17 protein-coding genes are annotated in these 17,806 nt (G+C 67.5%); 3 read left to right on the top strand and 14 right to left on the bottom strand.

The window, feature by feature from the left end:
* Positions 1 to 51 precede the first annotated feature (51 nt).
* Together ACWZHB_RS05265 and ACWZHB_RS05260 are read right to left on the bottom strand one after the other, a co-directional pair.
* Positions 52 to 660, bottom strand: coding sequence for a LemA family protein (locus ACWZHB_RS05265; RefSeq protein ID WP_427906795.1), 609 nt, complete (start codon positions 658 to 660; stop codon positions 52 to 54).
* A complete protein-coding gene (locus ACWZHB_RS05260) occupies positions 657 to 1,520 on the bottom strand; it encodes a DUF3137 domain-containing protein (protein WP_427906794.1) in 864 nt (287 codons plus the stop codon). The genes ACWZHB_RS05265 and ACWZHB_RS05260 overlap by 4 nt, the downstream gene beginning before the upstream one ends.
* 264 nt (positions 1,521 to 1,784) lie before the next feature.
* Here ACWZHB_RS05260 and ACWZHB_RS05255 point away from each other — a divergent pair, with 264 nt between their 5' ends.
* Together ACWZHB_RS05255 and ACWZHB_RS05250 are read left to right on the top strand one after the other, a co-directional pair.
* Positions 1,785 to 2,453, top strand: coding sequence for a helix-turn-helix domain-containing protein (locus tag ACWZHB_RS05255; protein WP_427906793.1), 669 nt, complete (start codon positions 1,785 to 1,787; stop codon positions 2,451 to 2,453).
* Between the two features lie 51 nt (positions 2,454 to 2,504).
* Positions 2,505 to 3,443 (top strand): alpha/beta fold hydrolase, encoded by a 939-nt coding sequence (locus ACWZHB_RS05250; RefSeq protein ID WP_427906792.1) that lies wholly within the window; start codon positions 2,505 to 2,507, stop codon positions 3,441 to 3,443.
* A gap of 66 nt (positions 3,444 to 3,509) precedes the next feature.
* Here ACWZHB_RS05250 and hisH read toward each other — a convergent pair whose 3' ends face one another.
* The 9 genes from hisH to ACWZHB_RS05205 all read right to left on the bottom strand — a co-directional run bounded on the left by hisH (position 3,510) and on the right by ACWZHB_RS05205 (position 12,257).
* Positions 3,510 to 4,139, bottom strand: coding sequence for an imidazole glycerol phosphate synthase subunit HisH (gene hisH, locus ACWZHB_RS05245; protein ID WP_427906791.1), 630 nt, complete (start codon positions 4,137 to 4,139; stop codon positions 3,510 to 3,512).
* A complete protein-coding gene (hisB, locus tag ACWZHB_RS05240) occupies positions 4,136 to 4,750 on the bottom strand; it encodes an imidazoleglycerol-phosphate dehydratase HisB (protein WP_427906790.1) in 615 nt (204 codons plus the stop codon). Before hisB ends, hisH begins: the two co-directional genes overlap by 4 nt.
* 23 nt (positions 4,751 to 4,773) lie before the next feature.
* Positions 4,774 to 5,901: a histidinol-phosphate transaminase gene (locus ACWZHB_RS05235; RefSeq protein WP_427906789.1), complete on the bottom strand. Its 1,128-nt coding sequence runs from the start codon at positions 5,899 to 5,901 to the stop codon at positions 4,774 to 4,776.
* Positions 5,898 to 7,235 (bottom strand): histidinol dehydrogenase, encoded by a 1,338-nt coding sequence (hisD, locus tag ACWZHB_RS05230; protein WP_427906788.1) that lies wholly within the window; start codon positions 7,233 to 7,235, stop codon positions 5,898 to 5,900. Before hisD ends, ACWZHB_RS05235 begins: the two co-directional genes overlap by 4 nt.
* A 166-nt stretch (positions 7,236 to 7,401) precedes the next feature.
* Positions 7,402 to 8,739 carry an ABC transporter substrate-binding protein gene (locus tag ACWZHB_RS05225; RefSeq protein ID WP_427906787.1) on the bottom strand — a complete coding sequence of 446 codons (1,338 nt, stop codon included), beginning with the start codon at positions 8,737 to 8,739 and terminating at the stop codon, positions 7,402 to 7,404.
* Positions 8,739 to 9,824 (bottom strand): branched-chain amino acid ABC transporter permease, encoded by a 1,086-nt coding sequence (locus ACWZHB_RS05220; protein ID WP_427906786.1) that lies wholly within the window; start codon positions 9,822 to 9,824, stop codon positions 8,739 to 8,741. The genes ACWZHB_RS05225 and ACWZHB_RS05220 overlap by 1 nt, the downstream gene beginning before the upstream one ends.
* Before the next feature lie 3 nt (positions 9,825 to 9,827).
* Entirely contained in the window at positions 9,828 to 10,706 is an 879-nt protein-coding gene (locus tag ACWZHB_RS05215) for a branched-chain amino acid ABC transporter permease (protein ID WP_427906785.1), read from the bottom strand.
* A 25-nt stretch (positions 10,707 to 10,731) separates the two neighbouring features.
* A complete protein-coding gene (locus tag ACWZHB_RS05210; protein WP_427906784.1) occupies positions 10,732 to 11,436 on the bottom strand; it encodes an ABC transporter ATP-binding protein in 705 nt (234 codons plus the stop codon).
* A 5-nt stretch (positions 11,437 to 11,441) separates the two neighbouring features.
* Positions 11,442 to 12,257 (bottom strand): ABC transporter ATP-binding protein, encoded by an 816-nt coding sequence (locus ACWZHB_RS05205; protein ID WP_427906783.1) that lies wholly within the window; start codon positions 12,255 to 12,257, stop codon positions 11,442 to 11,444.
* 213 nt (positions 12,258 to 12,470) lie between these two features.
* Between ACWZHB_RS05205 and ACWZHB_RS05200 the strand changes: the two genes are divergently transcribed.
* A complete protein-coding gene (locus tag ACWZHB_RS05200; protein WP_427906782.1) occupies positions 12,471 to 13,169 on the top strand; it encodes a TetR/AcrR family transcriptional regulator in 699 nt (232 codons plus the stop codon).
* Between the two features lie 38 nt (positions 13,170 to 13,207).
* Here ACWZHB_RS05200 and ACWZHB_RS05195 read toward each other — a convergent pair whose 3' ends face one another.
* From ACWZHB_RS05195 to ACWZHB_RS05185, 3 genes are all read right to left on the bottom strand, one after another.
* Complete coding sequence (locus tag ACWZHB_RS05195; protein WP_427906781.1) at positions 13,208 to 14,218, bottom strand: NADP-dependent oxidoreductase; 1,011 nt, start codon at positions 14,216 to 14,218, stop codon at positions 13,208 to 13,210.
* Positions 14,219 to 14,361: 143 nt separating this feature from the next.
* On the bottom strand, positions 14,362 to 15,960 hold the full coding sequence (locus ACWZHB_RS05190; RefSeq protein ID WP_427906780.1) for a serine/threonine-protein kinase: 1,599 nt from the start codon (positions 15,958 to 15,960) through the stop codon (positions 14,362 to 14,364).
* A gap of 88 nt (positions 15,961 to 16,048) precedes the next feature.
* The gene (locus tag ACWZHB_RS05185) at positions 16,049 to 17,791 is read right to left on the bottom strand and encodes a penicillin-binding transpeptidase domain-containing protein (protein WP_427906779.1); all 1,743 of its coding nucleotides are present in this window, start codon (positions 17,789 to 17,791) and stop codon (positions 16,049 to 16,051) included.
* Positions 17,792 to 17,806: the final 15 nt, after the last annotated feature.

Raw genomic sequence — 17,806 nt, 5'->3', positions numbered from 1 at the left:
ACCGCTGCCGATGGTGGCTACGACTGGATCGACTGAACGATCAGTGGCCCGCTATCGGCCCGTCCGATCGCTGAACAGCTGGTCCAGATCTATGACGGCCCGCACTTGCGGACCGCTCAGTTCGAAGTACTCGGCCGCGGACACGTGATGCAGCGAAGCGACCAGCATGGCGGGCGCGGATTCGACCTTGGTGTTCAGGGCACGGACATTCGCGTTGTACAGGCGCCTGGAAGCCGCGATCCGGTCCTCGATGTCGGCCAGCTCGCGCTGCAGTGCCGCGTAGTTGCGCACAGCTCCCAGCTCGGGATACTCCTCGGAGAGGGCCTGCACGCGCCTGAGCTCCGTGGTCAGAGCGTTCTCGGCGGAGGCGACCGCGAACACGGCGGTGCCAGTAGGCTTCGCGGCGCCGGTGAGTGCCCGCGCACGGTTACGCGCCTCGATCACCGCTTCCAAGGTGCCGCGCTCGAAGGCCGCGGCCCGCTCAACGGTGGCGACCACATTCGGTACCAGGTCGTGGCGGCGCTGCAGCTCGACGTCGATCTGTTTCCATGATTCGGCGACCAGGTTCCGGAGCCGGACGAAGTCGTTGTAGGCAGCGAAGTACCACAGAACCACGATCAGCCCCACGACGACAGCGGTGACCAGGACAGCGGTACTCATGCGAAATTCCGTTCTCTGAGAGCGTCGGGGCCGTACTGCTCCGACCGATCGGACTGAGTCGCGTAGTCGGTCCAGACGAACCTGGGGATGCCCTCGGCGACGATTCGCATCACCTCGAACACCGTGCCGATCTCGCGGGGTCGATTGCCGAGGATGGTGACCCCCACCAGTTGGTTGCCCACGATCTCGAACTTGGTCACGCTCGCCGCCTGCCTTCGCGGCCCGAGGTTCACCAGCAGCTCGATCGTGCGCGGTGTGAAAACCGCGTGTGCGAACGCCGGATTCGACGAATGCACCGAGTAGTGCTTGTTGAAGTCCGCGGATTCGAACTCCACCCGATCACCGGTGGACAGGTCCAACGTCGGCCCCATCGTCAACCGGGGAAGCGCCGCGGGAAGGTCGATGATGAAGACATTTCGGTAGTGAGTGCTGATGTTGATCTTGTTGTTGTGGAGCCAGGTCAGATGGAAGAAGCTGGCCGGGTAACTGCCGATCCTGCCCTGCATCGCGTCGCGGACCCGAAAGCGCCGTGCCCGGCCGATAGTGAACGGCGGGAAGTCCCACTCGGGCACCGGCCATCCTGCCGCGCGGTGATAGACGAAACCGTGCTCATCGGCCCATCGCGCGGTCCACCGCTTGCGAACAGCCTTCACGATGATCCCCGAGGGCACGAACGCCAACAGCGGTGTCGCGAGCACCAAGACCCACGAAAACGGGCGACCATGGTCGCGCCACCACCCGTACTGCAGGATCACCAGGACGACAAAGGTCATCGCCGTCACCGCGTCGAGGAACCGCGGGCCCGTCCAGAAAGGATCGTTACCGCTGCCCGAGTGCTGGCCATCGACCGTCTCGCCCACAATGTCTCCTACCGTCAACGCACCTCCGAGAAGAGGACGCGTGAACGATCGCAGTGGCCACTTGCAGACTCCTTACGCCGACCTTTATCCAGGGTCCGAACGAGGTTGCCTGGCTCGCAACCGAGCTCGTACGCTCGAAATGTGCGGCCGATCATGTCCGAACGGGAGCTGGATGTCGGTTGGGACCTGGCGAGGTCGACAGCGACAGCGATGGCGGGCGTTTCGATGGACGGGTTTCGCGACCGTGGGTCCGTGGGGTGCGATATGCGGATTTTCGCTCGGCCGGAGGTCACCGTGGTGATCCAGTTCGGGGACAGTCGTTTGACCGTGGACGGTCCTGATCAGCAGCCCACCTTCGATGGGCTGGTCGCCGGTCTCGTTCCCGGTATTCGTCATGTCCGCGCGGAGCGCCTCGAATGCGTGGAGTTGCGGATGTCGCCGATCGTCGCCTACCGCCTGCTCGGTGTCGCTCCGGCCGACTTGGCCGGCGCCTTGGCGGGACCGGGCGAAATCTGGGGATCGGCGGCACCGCTGCTGTGCGAGCAGCTGTCCGAAATGACAACGTGGGCGCAGAGATTCGCGGTGACAACGAAATTTCTGGCCGCCCGGGAAACAACCAGGATGGCCGATCCCGAGGTCGCCGCCTGCTGGGAGCGAATCATCGCGGACAGGGGCGCGGTCCAGGTGCGGGAGCTGGCCGAACTGACCGGGTGGAGTCGCCAGCGCGTGTGGTCGAGATTCACCGCACAGGTCGGCGTGACACCCAAACGAGCGGCGATGGTGGTCCGATTCCGCCGCGCGTTCGACCTGCTGACGGTGGGCCGCTCCGCCGCCGAAGTCGCTGTGGCATGCGGCTATTCGGACCAATCCCACCTCCACCGCGACATGGCGGCCTTCGCCGGAATCACCCCCGGCGCACTCGCGGCGACCTGATGCCGAACATTCGTCCAAGACGCGACCACGCTCGAGGCCGACAGTGGTCACATGAGCAATTCCCAGGGCCTCGAGCGGCGGATCCGCGCGGCGGAACAACGTGTTGCCGCCACCTACGGACTGACGACCACCGAACACGTAGTCATGCTGGGCGACCCCACGGTTCGCGTCCTGACAGTCGGCGAGGGTGAGCCGCTCGTCCACATCAACGGCATCTCCGCGCCCGCGATGGGCATGGCACCCCTGGTCGCCGGCCTGCCCGGCTTCCGGCACATCCTGATCGACCTCCCCGGCCACAGCCTCGCCCCGCCCTGCACCTGGCAGGGTCGAACAGTCCGCGAACTAGCGATCGGCGTAGTCACCGGAACTCTCGACGCGCTCGACATAGAACGAGCCGCATTCGTCGGCAGCTCCCTGGGCGGCCTGTTCACCCTCTGGACGATGCTCGACGCACCCGAGCGAGTATCGCGAGCAGCGCTGGTCGCCACCCCCGCCACCGCCTTGCCCGGATCCCGCGTCATCGCCGAGTTCGCAGCCCTGACCTCCCCGATCCGGGGACGTTTCGACCAGAGCCTGATGCGACTACCGTCCCCTCGGTTCATCGCACGGATCGCTCTCACCGAGGCGATCGGCGCGAACGCGGCACGCGCGATGTCGGACGACATGCTCGACCTACACCGCCTGCCACTGCGCCTACCAGGACAAGCCGCGTCCTACCGCGCCCTCCTGCGCCGCCTGATCCAAGATCGGACCGCACGCCCCGAGAACGTCCTCACCGACGCCGAACTCGCCCGAATCGACACTCCGACCCTGTTCGTCTGGGGCGAAGACGACGTCTTCTGCTCACCCGAACAGGCACGGTCATCCGTGGCGAAGATCCCCGGCGCACACCTCGCCGTCGTTCCCGGCGGCCACGCCCCATGGTTCGACGACGCCCACCGTTGCGTCACGCTGGTCCGTGCGTTCCTGGCCGGCGATCGCCATGCGTAGCCACGAGTGGAAATATTGTTCACCCCTGGCGAGACCGTGGCGTCGACGGCCCACGAACCGCCGGAACTACAGCGACCCGATCCAGTTGCGCAGCAACTGCGCACCCGCATCGCCGGACTTCTCCGGGTGGAACTGGGTAGCCGACAGTGGCCCGTTCTCGACGGCTGCCAGGAACGGAACCCCGTGTTCGGCCCAGGTGAGCTTCGCGGGGGCGATGTGCTCGTTGTCGGGGAGTTCCCACTGCTGGGCCGCGTAGGAGTGGACGAAGTAGAAGCGGGTGTCGGCGTCCATGCCGGCAAACAGGGTGCTGTCGGCGGGTGCTTTGACCGTGTTCCAGCCCATGTGCGGGAGGACGGGGGCGTCCAGACCGGCGACCGTGCCCGGCCACTCACCGCAGCCCTCGGTCTCGACACCGAACTCGACGCCGCGGTCGAACATGACCTGCATGCCGACGCAGATGCCGAGTACGGGACGTCCGCCCGCGAGGCGCTGACCGATGATCCGGTCACCGCGCACCGACAGCAGCCCGGCCATGCAGGCCGCGAACGCGCCGACACCGGGGACGACGAGGCCGTCGGCGGCCAGCGCGGCTTCCGGATCGGCCGTGACCTCCACCTGCGCACCCGCACGCACCAGCGCGCGTTCGGCGGAGTGCAGGTTGCCGGAGCCGTAGTCCAGCAGCACAACGGATTTCACAGCACACCCTTCGTGGACGGCACACCACTGACCCGGGGGTCGATTTCGACGGCGGTGCGCAAAGCCCGTGCGACAGCCTTGAATTCGGCCTCGGTGATGTGGTGCTGGTCGCGGCCGTAGAGCACCCGCACGTGCAGGGCGATACGGGCGTTCTGCGCGATCGACTCGAAGACGTGCTTGTTGAGCACCGTCGAATACGAGGCACCGGGACCCGCGCTGGGAATGATGGTGTGCACCAGGTGTTCCGGCTCACCGGTGAACACGCAGTACGGTCGCCCGGACACGTCGACGGCGGCGTGCGCGAGGGTTTCGTCCATCGGGATGAACGCGTCGCCGAAGCGGCGGATCCCCTTCTTGTCGCCCAGCGCCTGGCCGAGTGCCTGGCCGAGCACGATCGCGGTGTCCTCGACCGTGTGGTGCGCTTCGATCTCGATGTCGCCCTCGGCTCGCACGACCAGGTCGAACCCGGCGTGCGCGCCGAGCGCGGTCAGCATGTGGTCGTAGAACGGCACGCCGGTGGAGATCTCGGTCTGCCCGGTACCGTCGAGGTTCAGCTCCACCAGAATCGAGGACTCTTTGGTGACGCGTTCCACCCGCGCTGTTCTGCTCATGATGTGCTCCTCCACAGGTGGATTCAGTGAGTAAGGTCGGTGCCCGCGATATCGCGGCTCACGCGCAGGAATTCGTCGTTCTCGGCGGCGAGGCCGATGGTGGCGCGCAGGTAGCCGGGGATGCCGACGTCGCGGATCAGCACGCCCGCGTCGAGGTAGTGCTGCCATGCGGCGCCCGCGTCGGTGAACCGGCCGAACAGCACGAAGTTGGCGTCACTGGGGATCACGTCGAAGCCGAGCGGCACCAGCGCGGCGGCGACCCGATCACGCTGGGCCGCCAGTTCCGCGACACTGCCGAGGGTTTCGTCAGCGTGCCGCAAGGCCGCGCGGGCGGCGGCCTGGGTGACCACCGACAGGTGATACGGCAAGCGCACCAGCAGAATCGCGTCGATCACCGCGGGCGAGGCGGCCAGGTAGCCCAGGCGCCCGCCCGCGAAGGCGAACGCCTTGCTCATGGTGCGGGTGATCACGAGCTTGGTCGGGAACCGGTCGATCAGGGTGATCGCGCTGGGCGCCGCCGAGAACTCGCCGTAGGCCTCGTCCACGACGACGATGCCGGGCGCGGCATCGAGAATCCGCTCGAGCTCGTCGATCGGAATGCTGTGCCCGGTCGGGTTGTTGGGGCTCGTCACGAACACCACGTCAGGCCTGCGTTCGACGATCTGCGCCACCGCGTAGTCGATATCGAGCGAGAAGTCACCGCTGCGCTTGGCCTCGACCCACTCGGTGTCGATCCCCTCCGAGATGATCGGATGCATCGAGTACGAGGGCACGAAACCCAGTGCGCTGCGGCCCGGTCCGCCGAATGCCTGCAACAGCTGTTGCAGAATCTCGTTGGAGCCGTTGGCCGCCCACACATTCGCGGTGTCGACCGCGACGCCGGTCTGCCGGGTCAGATACTCGGCCAGGTCGTGGCGCAAGGCGACGGCATCTCGATCCGGGTACCGGTGCAGATCGGCCGCGGCGGCACGCACCGACTCGGCGACGTCGTCGATCAGCGCCTTGCTCGGCGGGTGCGGGTTCTCGTTGGTATTGAGCTGCACCGGCACCGTCAATTGCGGTGCGCCATAAGGAGACTTGCCCCGCAGGTTGTCGCGCAGTGGTAGCTGGTCCAGGGTCGCCGAGGCGCCGGGCACGGTGGGAGTGCTCACGACAGCGCCTCGAAACGCGCCTGCACGGCCTGACCGTGCGCGGGCAGATCCTCCGCATCGGCAAGGGCGACAACGTGTCCGGCGACATCCTTCAACGCCGCCTCGGTGTACTCCACGATGTGGATGCCACGCAGGAACGTCTGCACGCTCAGCCCCGAGGAGTGCCGCGCGCAGCCTGCGGTCGGCAGCACGTGATTCGAGCCGGCGCAGTAGTCACCCAGGCTGACCGGCGCCCACGGGCCGACGAAGATCGCGCCCGCACTGCGCACCCGTGCGGCGACCGCGGCAGCGTCGACGGTCTGGATCTCGAGGTGCTCGGCGGCATAGGCATCGACGACCCGCAAACCCTGCGCGATGTCGTCGACGAGCACGATCCCGGACTGCTTGCCCGACAACGCTTCCCGTACCCGATCATTGTGCTTGACCACCGTGAGCTGAGCATTCAGCGCGGCATCGACCGCGTCGGCCAGCGCGGGAGAATCGGTGACCAGCACACTGGCGGCCAGCACGTCGTGCTCGGCCTGACTGATCAGATCAGCGGCCACGTGCACCGGATCGGCGGTGGCATCGGCCAGCACCGCGATCTCGGTCGGGCCCGCTTCGGCATCGATGCCCACCAGCCCGCGGCACAACCGCTTGGCCGCGGTGACGTAGATATTGCCCGGCCCGGTGATGAGATCGACGGGCTCGAGCGCCCCACCATCGGTATCGACACCGCCGTACGACAGCAATGCCACCGCCTGCGCACCGCCGACCGCCCACACCTCGTCGACGCCGAGCAGCGCGGCCGCCGCCATGATCGTGGGGTGCGGCAGCCCACCGAACTGGGACTGCGGCGGCGAGGCCACCACCAGCGACTCGACACCCGCGGCCTGCGCCGGGACCACATTCATCACCACAGACGACGGATACACGGCGTTGCCGCCGGGCACATACAGCCCGACACGCTCCACCGGCAGCCACTTCTCGGTGACGGTGCCACCGGGCACGACCTCGGTCACCGTGTCGGTACGCCGCTGATCGGCGTGCACCTTCCTGGTCCGCTCGATCGCGACCTCGAGCGCCGCCCGAACAGCCGGGTCCAGCTCGGCGAGGGCTTTGCTCAGCTCGCCGACCGGCACCCGCACCACCGCGGGCCGCACACCGTCGAACTTCTCGCTGTAGTCCAGCGCGGCCGCGGCACCTCGATCACGAATGTCCTCGACGACCGGCCGCACATGATGCAGCACCGAGTCGACGTCGACCCCGCCACGCGGCAGCGCGGTGCGCAGCTCGGCAGTGGAAGGAGTACGACCGCGCAGATCGACGCGGGCGAGCTCGATGCGGGTAGTCATATCGGGGTACGGTCCTGTTCTGTGCTGGGGCTCAGGTCAGCTACCAGCCTAATGGTCGCCCGCCATCGCTTTTCCAGCACATCCTCCCCAGCCGCGCCGCCTCGACCGGCCGCGGCGAACAGGCAGCGGGCCCGGTCACGATCACCGAGCCCGCCGCGCGTGCCTGCTACTTCGCCGCGGGCACGTCCGGGATCCCGTTCGCGGTCGGTTTGTCCTGGTCCGCGCCGGAGTTGTCCTGGGTGATCGGGGTGTCACCGCCACCGGTCACCAGGACCGGCGTGACCGAGGTAAGCGCGCCGTTCTTGATCTCGGCGACGCGCACACCCGACATCCCCAGGTGGTTGTCCTTCGAGAACCGCAACGGTGCCAGCCCCGGCCCGTCGAATTCGGCACCGACCTTCTCGATCGCCGCCACAATGCCCTCGCGGGTCGGTTCGGGTCCGGCCGCCTGCAAGGCCTGCACGAAGGTGTAGGCCTGTGCCATGCCGTAGACGTGGTAGCCGGTGAGCTCGCCCTGCTGGCCACTCTCCTGCCACACCGTGCGCCACAGATCCGTCCACGGATCGCCCACGCTCTCGGGATCGGCCACGTAGGAGGTGGTCATCACACCGTCGAGCATGCCGCCACCGTTGCCGACCGCGCCTTCGGAGAACCGGGCGAGCAGCGAACCGACCAGCGCCGGGTCGGAGCCCACATTGCTGTAGAACCAGGACGGTTTGTAGTTGAGCTTGAGCGAGCCGAGCTGGCTCAACGCCGTGTACGAGGGGACGTTGAAGCCCACCACCAGGTCCGCTCCGGCGGCCTGCAACGCGGCGATCTGGGGGCCGATGTCGGTGTTGCCGGGGGTGTAGCGAACGGCCTGGACGACTTGGTTCTTGATGTACTGGTTGATGCCCTTCTCGCCATCGGCGCCGAGATCATCGGCCTGCAGGAACAAGCCGACCTTCGCGTTCGGCTTGTTCTTCTTGATCCAGTCGCCGATGATCTTGCCTTCGACCTCGTAATCGGGCTGCCAACCGAAGGTGAACGGCTTCTTCTGCACCGCGTCACCCCAGGCCAGCGACCCGGAGGAGACGAAGAGATCGGGCACCTTCTCGCTGTTGAGGAAGTCGACCACCGCGCTGTGCGTCGGGGTGCCGAGCCCGCCGACAATCGCGAAGACCTGGTCCTTGAGCACCAGTTCGTTGACGACACGGCTGGTGTTGGTGGGGTTGTAGGCGTCGTCACGCGCGAGGAACTCGATCGTTCGCCCGTTCACGCCGCCCTTCTTGTTGAGGTAGTCGTAGTAGGCCTGATGGCCGACGGGGATCTCGCTGTAGCCGGGCGCCGCGACGCCGGTGAGCGGGAAATGACCGCCGATCTTGACGCTGGTGTCGGTGACGCCGACGCTGGACTCACCACCACCGCCCCCGGTTCGCTCCGCGCCCGCACCGCACGCCACCAGCGACGCTGCCGCCACGCAGGCGCAGGTGGCCGAGGCCACCCGTTTCATCCATGTCTTCATCACTGCCGAATCTCCTTCGAACCGGGTTGATCGTTACGGATCTGGGCTTGGTCATCGCGAGGCCGCGAGCGCCGCCGCAGCAGTGCGCCGGCAATGCCGACGAGACCCGACGGAGCCGCCAGGATGACCGCGATGGTGGTGAGCCCGTAGATGAGCGGGGTGAGCTCAGCTGCTTGGATGTCGCTCAGCCCGATGCCCGAGCCCAGATCGGTGACGGCGGGCGGCAGATAGGTGAGCAGTGCCGCACCGACCAGCGCACCGACGAGGCTGCCGAGCCCGCCCAGCACGATCGCGCTGAGCAGCACCAGCGAGAGCGTGAGCGGAAACCCGCTCGGCGCGGTGATCCGCACCGAGAGCGCCATGATCGCGCCGGCCAGCCCCGCGCACGCGGTGCTGACGACGAAACTCTGAATCCTGGTTCGGCCCAGATTGATTCCGGCCAGCGAGGCGGCGATCTCATCGTCGCGCACCGCCCGCCAACGCCGTCCGACCCGGCCCGCCGACAGGTTCGCCAACAGCACGAACACCACGATGAGACAGCACCAGCCGAGGTAGGCCACGTACTTGCTCACCGACATCTCGTTCCCGGTCAGAAAGAACGCCAGGTCGCCGAGCCAGTCCGGCACAGCGGGGGCGCGCACGTTGAGTCCCTGTTCGCCGCCGAGGAATTCGTCGAAGTAGATGGCCAGCCCCGGTACACCGATGGCCAAAGCCAAGGTGGCCCCCGCGACGTAGGGGCCGTGCAGGCGCGCCGCCGCCACCCCGACCACCGCGCCGATCATCGTCGTCACCACGGTCGCGACCAGCAGGACGACGAGAATCGGTGCGTCCGAGAACTTCTGGAGAACGACCGCGGTGGTGTAGGCGCCGATCGCCAGGAACGCGCCGTGCCCCAGCGACAACTGCCCGTTGAGGCCGGTGAGCATCGTCAGCCCGCCCGCGGCGATGGCCAGGTAGGCCATGGACGCCAGCTGCACGGATCGGTAGTCGCTCACCGACTCCACCACGACGACGATCGCGACAAGGCCGAGCAGCGCCAGCGTCAGGTGCCGCAGCAGCACCGATGTCTTCAAGGTGCGCAACATGATTCAGACCTTCCGAGTCGCGGTCCGGGAGAACAGACCGCCGGGGCGCGCCAGCAGCACCGCCAGCAAGATGACCAGCGAGGCCAGCGGGACCAGTTCCGAACCCACGTAGCCGCTGACGAAGCTCAGTCCCAACCCCAGCAGCAAGCCGCCGACCACCGCGCCGACCGGGCTCTCCAGCCCGCCGATCACCGCGGCGACGAAACCGAACACCACTACCGAGTCCATGAACGCCGGATGCACCAGATTCCCGCCCGCGATGAGAAGTCCGGACAGAGTCCCAGTCAGTGCCGCCAGCGCCCAGCCCAAGGTGAGCATCCGGTTGACCTTCACTCCGAGCAGCCGGGCGACCTCCGGGCTGAACGCCGAGGCGCGCATCTTCAGTCCGACATCGGTGAACCGGAACAACGCCGCCAGCAGCACCATCACGATCAGCACCGACACGATCGTGAACACACCGAAACCGGTGAGCGCCAGATTGAATTCGCCGATCTGGAAACCGCGCAAGCCGAACGGCGCGGGAAAGGATCGGTACCGGGTGCCGAAGACGATGGCCGCGATCGCCTGGATCACGATGAACAGGCCGAGCGTGACGATGACCGCGTTGATATCCGGTTTCCCCTCCACCGGCCGGATGACCACGCGTTCGGTCACCGCACCGAGCAGGAAGCCACACGCCAGCGCCGCGAAAAACCCCAGCCAGTAGGAGTATCCGGCGTCGACGATCACGAGCGCGACATAGACGGTCACCATCGCCATCGGCGCCTGCGCGAAATTCACGATCCGGGTGGATCGCCAGATGAGTACCAGAGCCAGTGCGAACGCCGCGTAGATCGCGCCCGAACTGATGCCGGTGAGCAGTGTGTTCACCAATTGCTGCACGAGAGGTCCTAACCGGAAGTGCTTCTCAGAAGCCGAGATACGCGTGGCGGAGTTGGTCGTCACCGGCGAGGGTCGCGGCGGCGTCGCAGACGACGACCTTCCCCAGATTGAGCACGACGCCCTGGTCGGCGATGGACAAGGCACTGCGGGCGTTCTGCTCCACCAGCAGGATCGTGAGCCCTTCGGTTTCCACCAGACCGCGCAGGAGATCGAAGATCTCGGCGACGACGCGCGGTGCCAGGCCCAGCGACGGTTCGTCGAGCAGCAGCATGGTGGGGTCGGCCATCAGCGCACGGCCGATCACCAGCATCTGCCGCTGCCCACCCGAGATGGCGCCTGCGAGCTGGTCGCGGCGCTGCGCGAGCATCGGGAACAAGGTGAACACCCGGTCGATGTCGACCGGCCGGGACTTGTCACGCCGGCCGAGCGCACCGAGCCGAAGGTTCTCCGCCACAGTCAATTCCGTGATCACCCCGCGCCCTTCCGGCACGTGGGACAGGCCGAGCGCGGACATGTTCTCGGCCGGGGTGCGGGTCAGGTCGTGGCCGTCGAGCAGCACGGTCCCGTGCTCGGCGCGGACCAGGCCCGAGATCGTCCGCAGGAGTGTGGACTTGCCCGCCCCGTTGGCGCCGAGCACCGCCGTGACCTGGCCGCGCGGCACCGTGACCGTCACGTCGCGCAGTGCGCGCACCGGACCGTAAGCGACACTGAGATGCTGGATTTCGAGCATCGGATTCACCGTTCCCCGGTAACGGCCGAGTGGTGAACTTCCTCACCGAGATAGGCGGTGATCACCGCCGGGTCCTCACGCACCTGGGCGGGTGTGCCACAGGCGATGAGCTTGCCGAAATCCAGGACCGCGATGCGGTCGCAGACGCTCATCACCAGGTCCATGTGATGTTCGACGAGCATGATCGACATCCGTTGCGCGAGTTGACCGATGAGTTCGCCGAGTTCGTCCATCTCCGCGTTGGACAGCCCGCTCGCCGGTTCGTCGAGCAGCAGCAGCCGTGGCTGCGCGACCAGCGCCCGCGCCAGCGCGACGCGTTTGCGGACCGGATAGGGCAGGCTGCTCGGAACTCGCCCCGCCACCTCGGCGATACCGAGCTCGGCCAGCACATCCATGGCACGCGCGCGCAGCGCCCGTTCGTCTCGCGAACCGAGCGCGAACAGTCCCGCGAGGAATCCGGCACCGGCGTGCCGGTCGGCGCCGATCATCACATTGTCGAGCACGCTCATGTGGTCGAACAGCCCGAGCCCCTGCAAGGTTCGGGCGATGCCGAGCCCCGCCAGCTGATGTGGCCGCAGCCCGGTCAGTTCGGCGCCCTGCCACCACAGCGACCCGTGGTCAGGGCGGACGAATCCGCACGCGACATTGAACAGGGTCGTCTTCCCCGCGCCGTTGGGGCCGATCACGCCGAGCACCTGCCGCGGCGCGATGTCCAGCGAAACATCCGACAGCGCCACCAGCCCGCCGAACGATATCGAGATCCCGTTCATGGCCAGTACTGCTGACGGCGGGTCAGGAATCCCCGGTTCCGCAAGACTCATAGCAATTCTCTCTTACCACTGTGCACCAGACCGCCTCGGTATCAACCGTTTCGGTCCCTCGACCAGGCTACTAAGCGCTCAGTCAGATGTGACTTAATGCATAGTTGCTAGCTAAGGTGGGAAAGTCAAGGGCTGCACTCGGACAGCGGTGCGGATTCCCGCGCGCGGTCCGCGTCGCGGCCACCCGGCGGGCGAGCGCAGATCGGAGCGGCTATGGCCACGCGGCAACCGGACGAATCCCACGGCTGGCAGTTTGACGATCCACGGCTACAAGACTTTTCACCCGAACTGTGGCCGGACACCTACAGCGAGGTCGCCCGGAATCTGCTCACCTCCGCGACCCGATGCTTCGCCGCGAAAGGCTTCCAGGGCACTACCACTCGCGACATCAGCGCGGGGGCGGGCTTGAGCCCCGCCGCGATGTATGTGCACTTCCCGGCCAAGGAGCACATGCTGTTCGAGATCACCCGCGTCGCCCATGTCAAAGCCCATGAGGCCCTGCTGGTTCCCGATCCCGGCGACCCCGTCGAGCACCTACGCAGCGTGGTGACCGAACACGTCATCAGCAACGCCCGCTGCCACGTGGCCGCACGAGTAGCCCAATACGAGATGGCGAACCTCACCGCCGACCATCTCGCCGAGATTCGCGTGATTCGCCGCCGCACCACCACCCTGTACCGAAACCTGGTATCGCACGGCATCGACAGCGGCGCCTTCACCCCCATCGATGTCACCAGGGTGGTGCGCGGCATCATCGCCCTCGCGATCGACCCGGTGCGCTGGTATCGGCTCAGCGGCCCCGACACCCCGGAGGAACTGGGCGCGTTCAACGCCGGGCTGGCGGTGGCCCTGGTCACCGGCAATTCGCCGGATCAGGGGTCCGGTCGGCGAAACAGCGTATCCACCAGCTGAATTCGGCGCCCCGCCGATTCCGCCCGCTGTCGCGACGGTCAGAGTGCGAGCACCAGTTTTCCGGTGTTGCCGCCGGTGAACAGCAGGTTCAAGGTTTCGCCGAACTGTGCCACGCCGCCGTCGACGACGTGTTCGCGGCTCTTCAGCGTCCCCTCGGCCAGCCACTGACCGATCTGCGCGACCGCCTCGCCGTAGCGATCGGCGTAGTCGAAGACCACGAATCCGGTCATGGTGGCGCGGAATACGAGCAGCGACATATAGCGCGACGGCCCCAGCTGCAGCTTCTCGTCGTTGTACGCCGAGATCGCCCCGCACAGCACCACCCGGGCCCCGCGGCGGAGGTTGGCGAGCGCGGCATCGAGAATCTCGCCACCCACATTGTCGAAGTAGATGTCGATGCCCTTCGGCGCCAGCTCACGGATCCGGCGCAGAACGTCGTCACCGCGGTAGTCGATGGCGGCGTCGAAGCCGAGCTCCTCGGTGAGCAATCGGCACTTTTCCGGCCCGCCCGCGATCCCGATGACGTTCGCGCCCTTGGCCTTGGCGATCTGGCCGACCACGCCGCCGACGGCGCCGGCCGCGGCCGACACCACCACGGTCTCACCGGGCGCCAGCTTCCCGACCTCGAGCAGACCGAAATACGCTGTCATGCCGGGCATTCCGAGCGCGCCGAGCCAGGTGGGTCCGGGCGCGACGCTCAGGTCGACCCGCCCGACGCCCTTGCCGTCGCTGATCGCGTACTCGGTGACGCCGAAGGTCCCGCTCACCGTGTCGCCGACCGCGAAGTCCGGGTGCGCCGATTCGACCACCGTCGCGATATCCAGCGCGCGCATCACGTCGCCGAGCCCGACCGGCGGCACGTAGGAGCGCACGTCATTGAGCCAGCCACGCATCGCCGGGTCCAGCGAAATGAAGTCGACTCTCACCAGAATCTGTCCGGCGGACAGCGCGGGAAGCTCCTCGGTCGTCACCGTCCAGGTGTCGGCGTCGGGAAGTCCGGACGGACGCTGCGCGAGCCGCACCTGCTGGGTTTTCGTCATGGTGACCATCTCATTCCTCGGCCGGAGCCGCGCGGCGATCAATATTGAAGTTGATACCGGATTCAGATAGGGTCGCGATAACGAAGTGACTCACATCACATGTGCCGAGCCGCGGTGGTCGGGCGAACCACTCGAGTTCGCCCGACTTCCGACTAGCGCGTATCCCCGTCGATGCGCAGATTGCCGCCCGAGTTCACCACACGCATGACCATCGCCTTGGTCGAGCCGTTGATGGTGATGCTGGCCAGGCGCATGTTCGTGGATCCGTCGGCATTGTTGCCGCTCACGGCGGTGATGCTGGCGAAGTTCTGGATGGAGCGGTCGTTCCAGTACTCACGGAAGGCGGACTCGCCGCCGTAGACCTGCTGGGCGGCGGGTGTGAGCAGTGACCACGAACCGGCCGGGTCGCTGAAGAACGCCTCAACCAGCTGACCGGCCGAGCCGATGTCGACCGTGCCGACATTGCTCGCCTGCCCGAGCGGCGGAACGGTCGCGCTGGGCTTGGGCGCGGCCGAGGCCTGCGCGGAGGTCTGCGGACCGGCCTGCGTCTGCGGCGACTCCGAGTCCGAGCTGTTCAACGCGCTGAACGCGACGGCGACCGCCGCCACCACGGCACCCACCGCGGAACCGATCAGCACCGCACGCCCCTTGCCCGCCTGCTTGCGCGGCGCGGGCATCGGCTGAGCCTGGGTACGCGGATGCGCGGCGGTGTCCTGACGGGGCTGCGGACGCGGGTTCGAGCGGATCTGTCGCGTCGTCGAGGTGGACGCGCCTGCATGCGAGGCCCGGCGCCCGGACTGCCGGATCACCTGGGTGGTCGCCGCGGAGTTGCGTCGATTGAAAGCCTCACTGGCAGGCACGAATCCGGCCGGCACCGCGTTCTCGTCCTCGGCGAACGAGGCCAGCGCGTCGCGCGCCTCGGTCATCGTCGGGCGGTCGAGGGGGTCCGGGCTGAGCAGGTCGAGCAGGAAATCGGTGGCAGGGCCCGCGTTGTGGGGCTCGCGCACCTGTCCGTTGGCGGCGGCGTAGAGCACCGCGAGGGGGTTGGCGTTGGCGCCGTAGGGCGGTTCGCCTTCCAGCGCGTGGAAAAGCGTTGCGCCGAGGGCGAATACGTCGGCCGCGGGGGTCGGATCGGAGCCGCGGGCGACCTCGGGTGCCAGATAGGCGGCGGTACCGCAGATCAGCCCGGTCTCGGTGAGCGTCACGTCACCTGCCGCGCGGGAGATGCCGAAGTCGGTGATTTTCACCTCACCGTGGTCACCGAGCAGGATATTGCCCGGTTTCACGTCGCGGTGTACCAAGCCGGCCTGATGGGCGGCGATCAGCGAGGAGGCGACCTTCTCACCGATCCGGGCGACCTCGAGCAGCGGCAGCGGGCCCTTCTGGCCCAGCTCACCGGCGAGGCTGACCGACTTGAGGTACTCCATCACCAGGCACGGATCACCGTTGTGCTCGGTGATGTCGAAGACCACGATGGCATTGGGATGCTGGAAGCGTGCCGCGTTGCGGGCTTCCCGAATCGCGCGCTGGCGCAACACATCCCGCTCGCCCTCGGGCAAGCTGGGTTTGATGTGGATCTGCTTCACTGCCACGGAGCGTTGGAGGCGTTCGTCGACAGCACGCCATACAACGCCTGTGCCGCCGCTACCAATACGCTCGACCAGGCGGTAATGCTCCGCGATCTTCTGACCGGTATCGATGGCGCCTACTCCGAACCTTCTCGAAATTGTGACATCCCGCGTATTGACCATGGATATGGTCCGCCGACGAGTGTAGCTGGCTGGGTGATGACCGCGTGCGGCAGCGGGGGGATTGCTCGCCTGCGGGGGGAAAGACGACTCATGGTGTCACACGTAGCATCCGTCCCGCTGCCTCGACCGCCGGACCGGAGCTGCCCGCGTCCGCGACGAACACCGCGAACGCCACATCACCGTCGATGCCGACGAACCAGCCGTGGGCATGGGTGTCGTCGAGATACTCCGCGGTACCGGTCTTGCCGAGCAGACCGGGGATGTCGCGCAGCGCGGTGGCGGTACCGGCGCTCACGGTCTCCGCCATCATGGTCTCTATCTGCGACGTCACCGCTTCGGGCACCGCGGGCGACGTCCGATCCGGGGCGCCGGGACGTCCACGGATGATGCTCGGCGGCGGCGCGGAACCGTGCGCGAGGGAGGCCGCCACGAGCGCCATGCCGAACGGCGACGCGGTCACCGTGCCCTGTCCGATGCTCGATTCGACCCGTTGCGCCGGGTTTTCGGCGGAGGGAACTTTCCCGGTGACAGTCGTCAAGCCGGGTGTCACATAGTCCACACCCAGACCCAGTTGTTGGGCGGCCGCGGTCAGTCCGTCGGCGGGCAACTTCACTCCCAACTCGGCCATCGTGGTGTTGCACGAGCGTGCGAACGCGGTGTGCAGAGGCACCATACCCAGGTCGAAGCCGTTGTCGTTGGGAATCGTGCGGCCCTCGATGGTGGCGCGGCCCGGGCAGGGCAGCACGGTGTCGGGGGTCAGGCCGCCCGCTTGCAGTGCCGCCGAGACCGTCACGGTCTTGAAGGTGGAGCCCGGCGGGTAGAGCCCGGTCAGCGCGATCGGGCCCTGCGCGTCGCCGGGCTCGTTCTGTGCCACGGCCAGCACCTCCCCCGTCGAGGGGCGCAGCGCGACGATGGCAGCCGGGGTGGCGATCGGGGTGAGTGCGTCCTCGGCGGCGTGCTGCAGGTCGATGTCGAGCGTGCTGGCGATGTCTGTGGTGGGCTCAGCGTCGGGCCCGGCGATGCGCCGGGTGCCTTCGGCGGTCTGCGCGCGGATCGCCCAGCCTGCCGCGGCGTCGGCCTGTTCCTGCCAGATCTCGGCCAGGCCGCCGATGGTGGGTCCGGCGAGTGCCTTGTCGACGGTGAGCAGCCGGGTCTGTGGCGCGAGCGTCACCCCGCGCACCCCGGTCAGCGACTGCTGCACCGGCGCGATGTCGGCGTCGCGCAGGGCGACGGCGGTGATCGGCTTGCCCTGCGCCGCAGCGAGATCCGCCTGCAAGCCGGCCTCGGTGACGCCCTGCGGCGCGAGCAGCGCCGCGGTGGCGGCCAGGTCGGCATCGGGCGCGACGTTCACCAGCGTCACCACCTGCTGGGTCATCAGGTCACCGCCGGTGGCGTCGAGTACACGGGCAGGCTTCGCCTCGACCGGGCTGTAGCTGAGCGGGCCGAGGTCGAGGCCGGGCGCGACCGTGGTCGGCTGCCAGGCGATCTTCCACTCGTCCTCGCCGGTGGTGGTTCCGGCGCTCGAGTAGGTCCACGCGTTGCGGCCCTCGGGGCCGAATTTCCAGGTGGATTCCAGCGTGAAGGACTTGCCGTCGGTCGATGTCACCCGGACCGTGTCGTTCTTGCCGAGGTTGTCGAACAGCGCGGTCAGGGCCGGTCGGGCCTGCTCGGGCGCATCGGTCAATGCCGCGGCGGCGGAGGCGTCGCCGCTGGTCAGCGCGGCGGCGAAGGACTCTGCGACGGTCTGCGGCTGGTCGGGTCCGGACGAGCAGGCAACAGGAAACGCAGCGAGCGCGACGAACAGGACCGAGACCTTCCGTGGGGTGCGCACGGTCCGAGAGTAGCC

It is taken from the genome of Nocardia sp. FBN12, assembly GCF_054031145.1.
Note: the sequence above shows the minus strand (reverse complement) of the source record. Positions and strands in the feature narration are given on the sequence as shown.

What these genes read in the sequence shown, in the direction of transcription:
- ACWZHB_RS05190 (WP_427906780.1), bottom strand. Translation starts at nt 15,960, where the DNA reads ATGGTCAATACGCGGGATGTCACAATTTCGAGAAGGTTCGGAGTAGGC.
- ACWZHB_RS05225 (WP_427906787.1), bottom strand. Translation starts at nt 8,739, where the DNA reads ATGAAGACATGGATGAAACGGGTGGCCTCGGCCACCTGCGCCTGCGTG.
- ACWZHB_RS05210 (WP_427906784.1), bottom strand. Translation starts at nt 11,436, where the DNA reads ATGCTCGAAATCCAGCATCTCAGTGTCGCTTACGGTCCGGTGCGCGCA.
- ACWZHB_RS05195 (WP_427906781.1), bottom strand. Translation starts at nt 14,218, where the DNA reads ATGGTCACCATGACGAAAACCCAGCAGGTGCGGCTCGCGCAGCGTCCG.
- ACWZHB_RS05265 (WP_427906795.1), bottom strand. Translation starts at nt 660, where the DNA reads ATGAGTACCGCTGTCCTGGTCACCGCTGTCGTCGTGGGGCTGATCGTG.
- ACWZHB_RS05205 (WP_427906783.1), bottom strand. Translation starts at nt 12,257, where the DNA reads ATGAGTCTTGCGGAACCGGGGATTCCTGACCCGCCGTCAGCAGTACTG.
- hisB (WP_427906790.1), bottom strand. Translation starts at nt 4,750, where the DNA reads ATGAGCAGAACAGCGCGGGTGGAACGCGTCACCAAAGAGTCCTCGATT.
- ACWZHB_RS05255 (WP_427906793.1), top strand. Translation starts at nt 1,785, where the DNA reads ATGCGGATTTTCGCTCGGCCGGAGGTCACCGTGGTGATCCAGTTCGGG.
- hisD (WP_427906788.1), bottom strand. Translation starts at nt 7,235, where the DNA reads ATGACTACCCGCATCGAGCTCGCCCGCGTCGATCTGCGCGGTCGTACT.
- ACWZHB_RS05250 (WP_427906792.1), top strand. Translation starts at nt 2,505, where the DNA reads ATGAGCAATTCCCAGGGCCTCGAGCGGCGGATCCGCGCGGCGGAACAA.
- ACWZHB_RS05220 (WP_427906786.1), bottom strand. Translation starts at nt 9,824, where the DNA reads ATGTTGCGCACCTTGAAGACATCGGTGCTGCTGCGGCACCTGACGCTG.
- ACWZHB_RS05200 (WP_427906782.1), top strand. Translation starts at nt 12,471, where the DNA reads ATGGCCACGCGGCAACCGGACGAATCCCACGGCTGGCAGTTTGACGAT.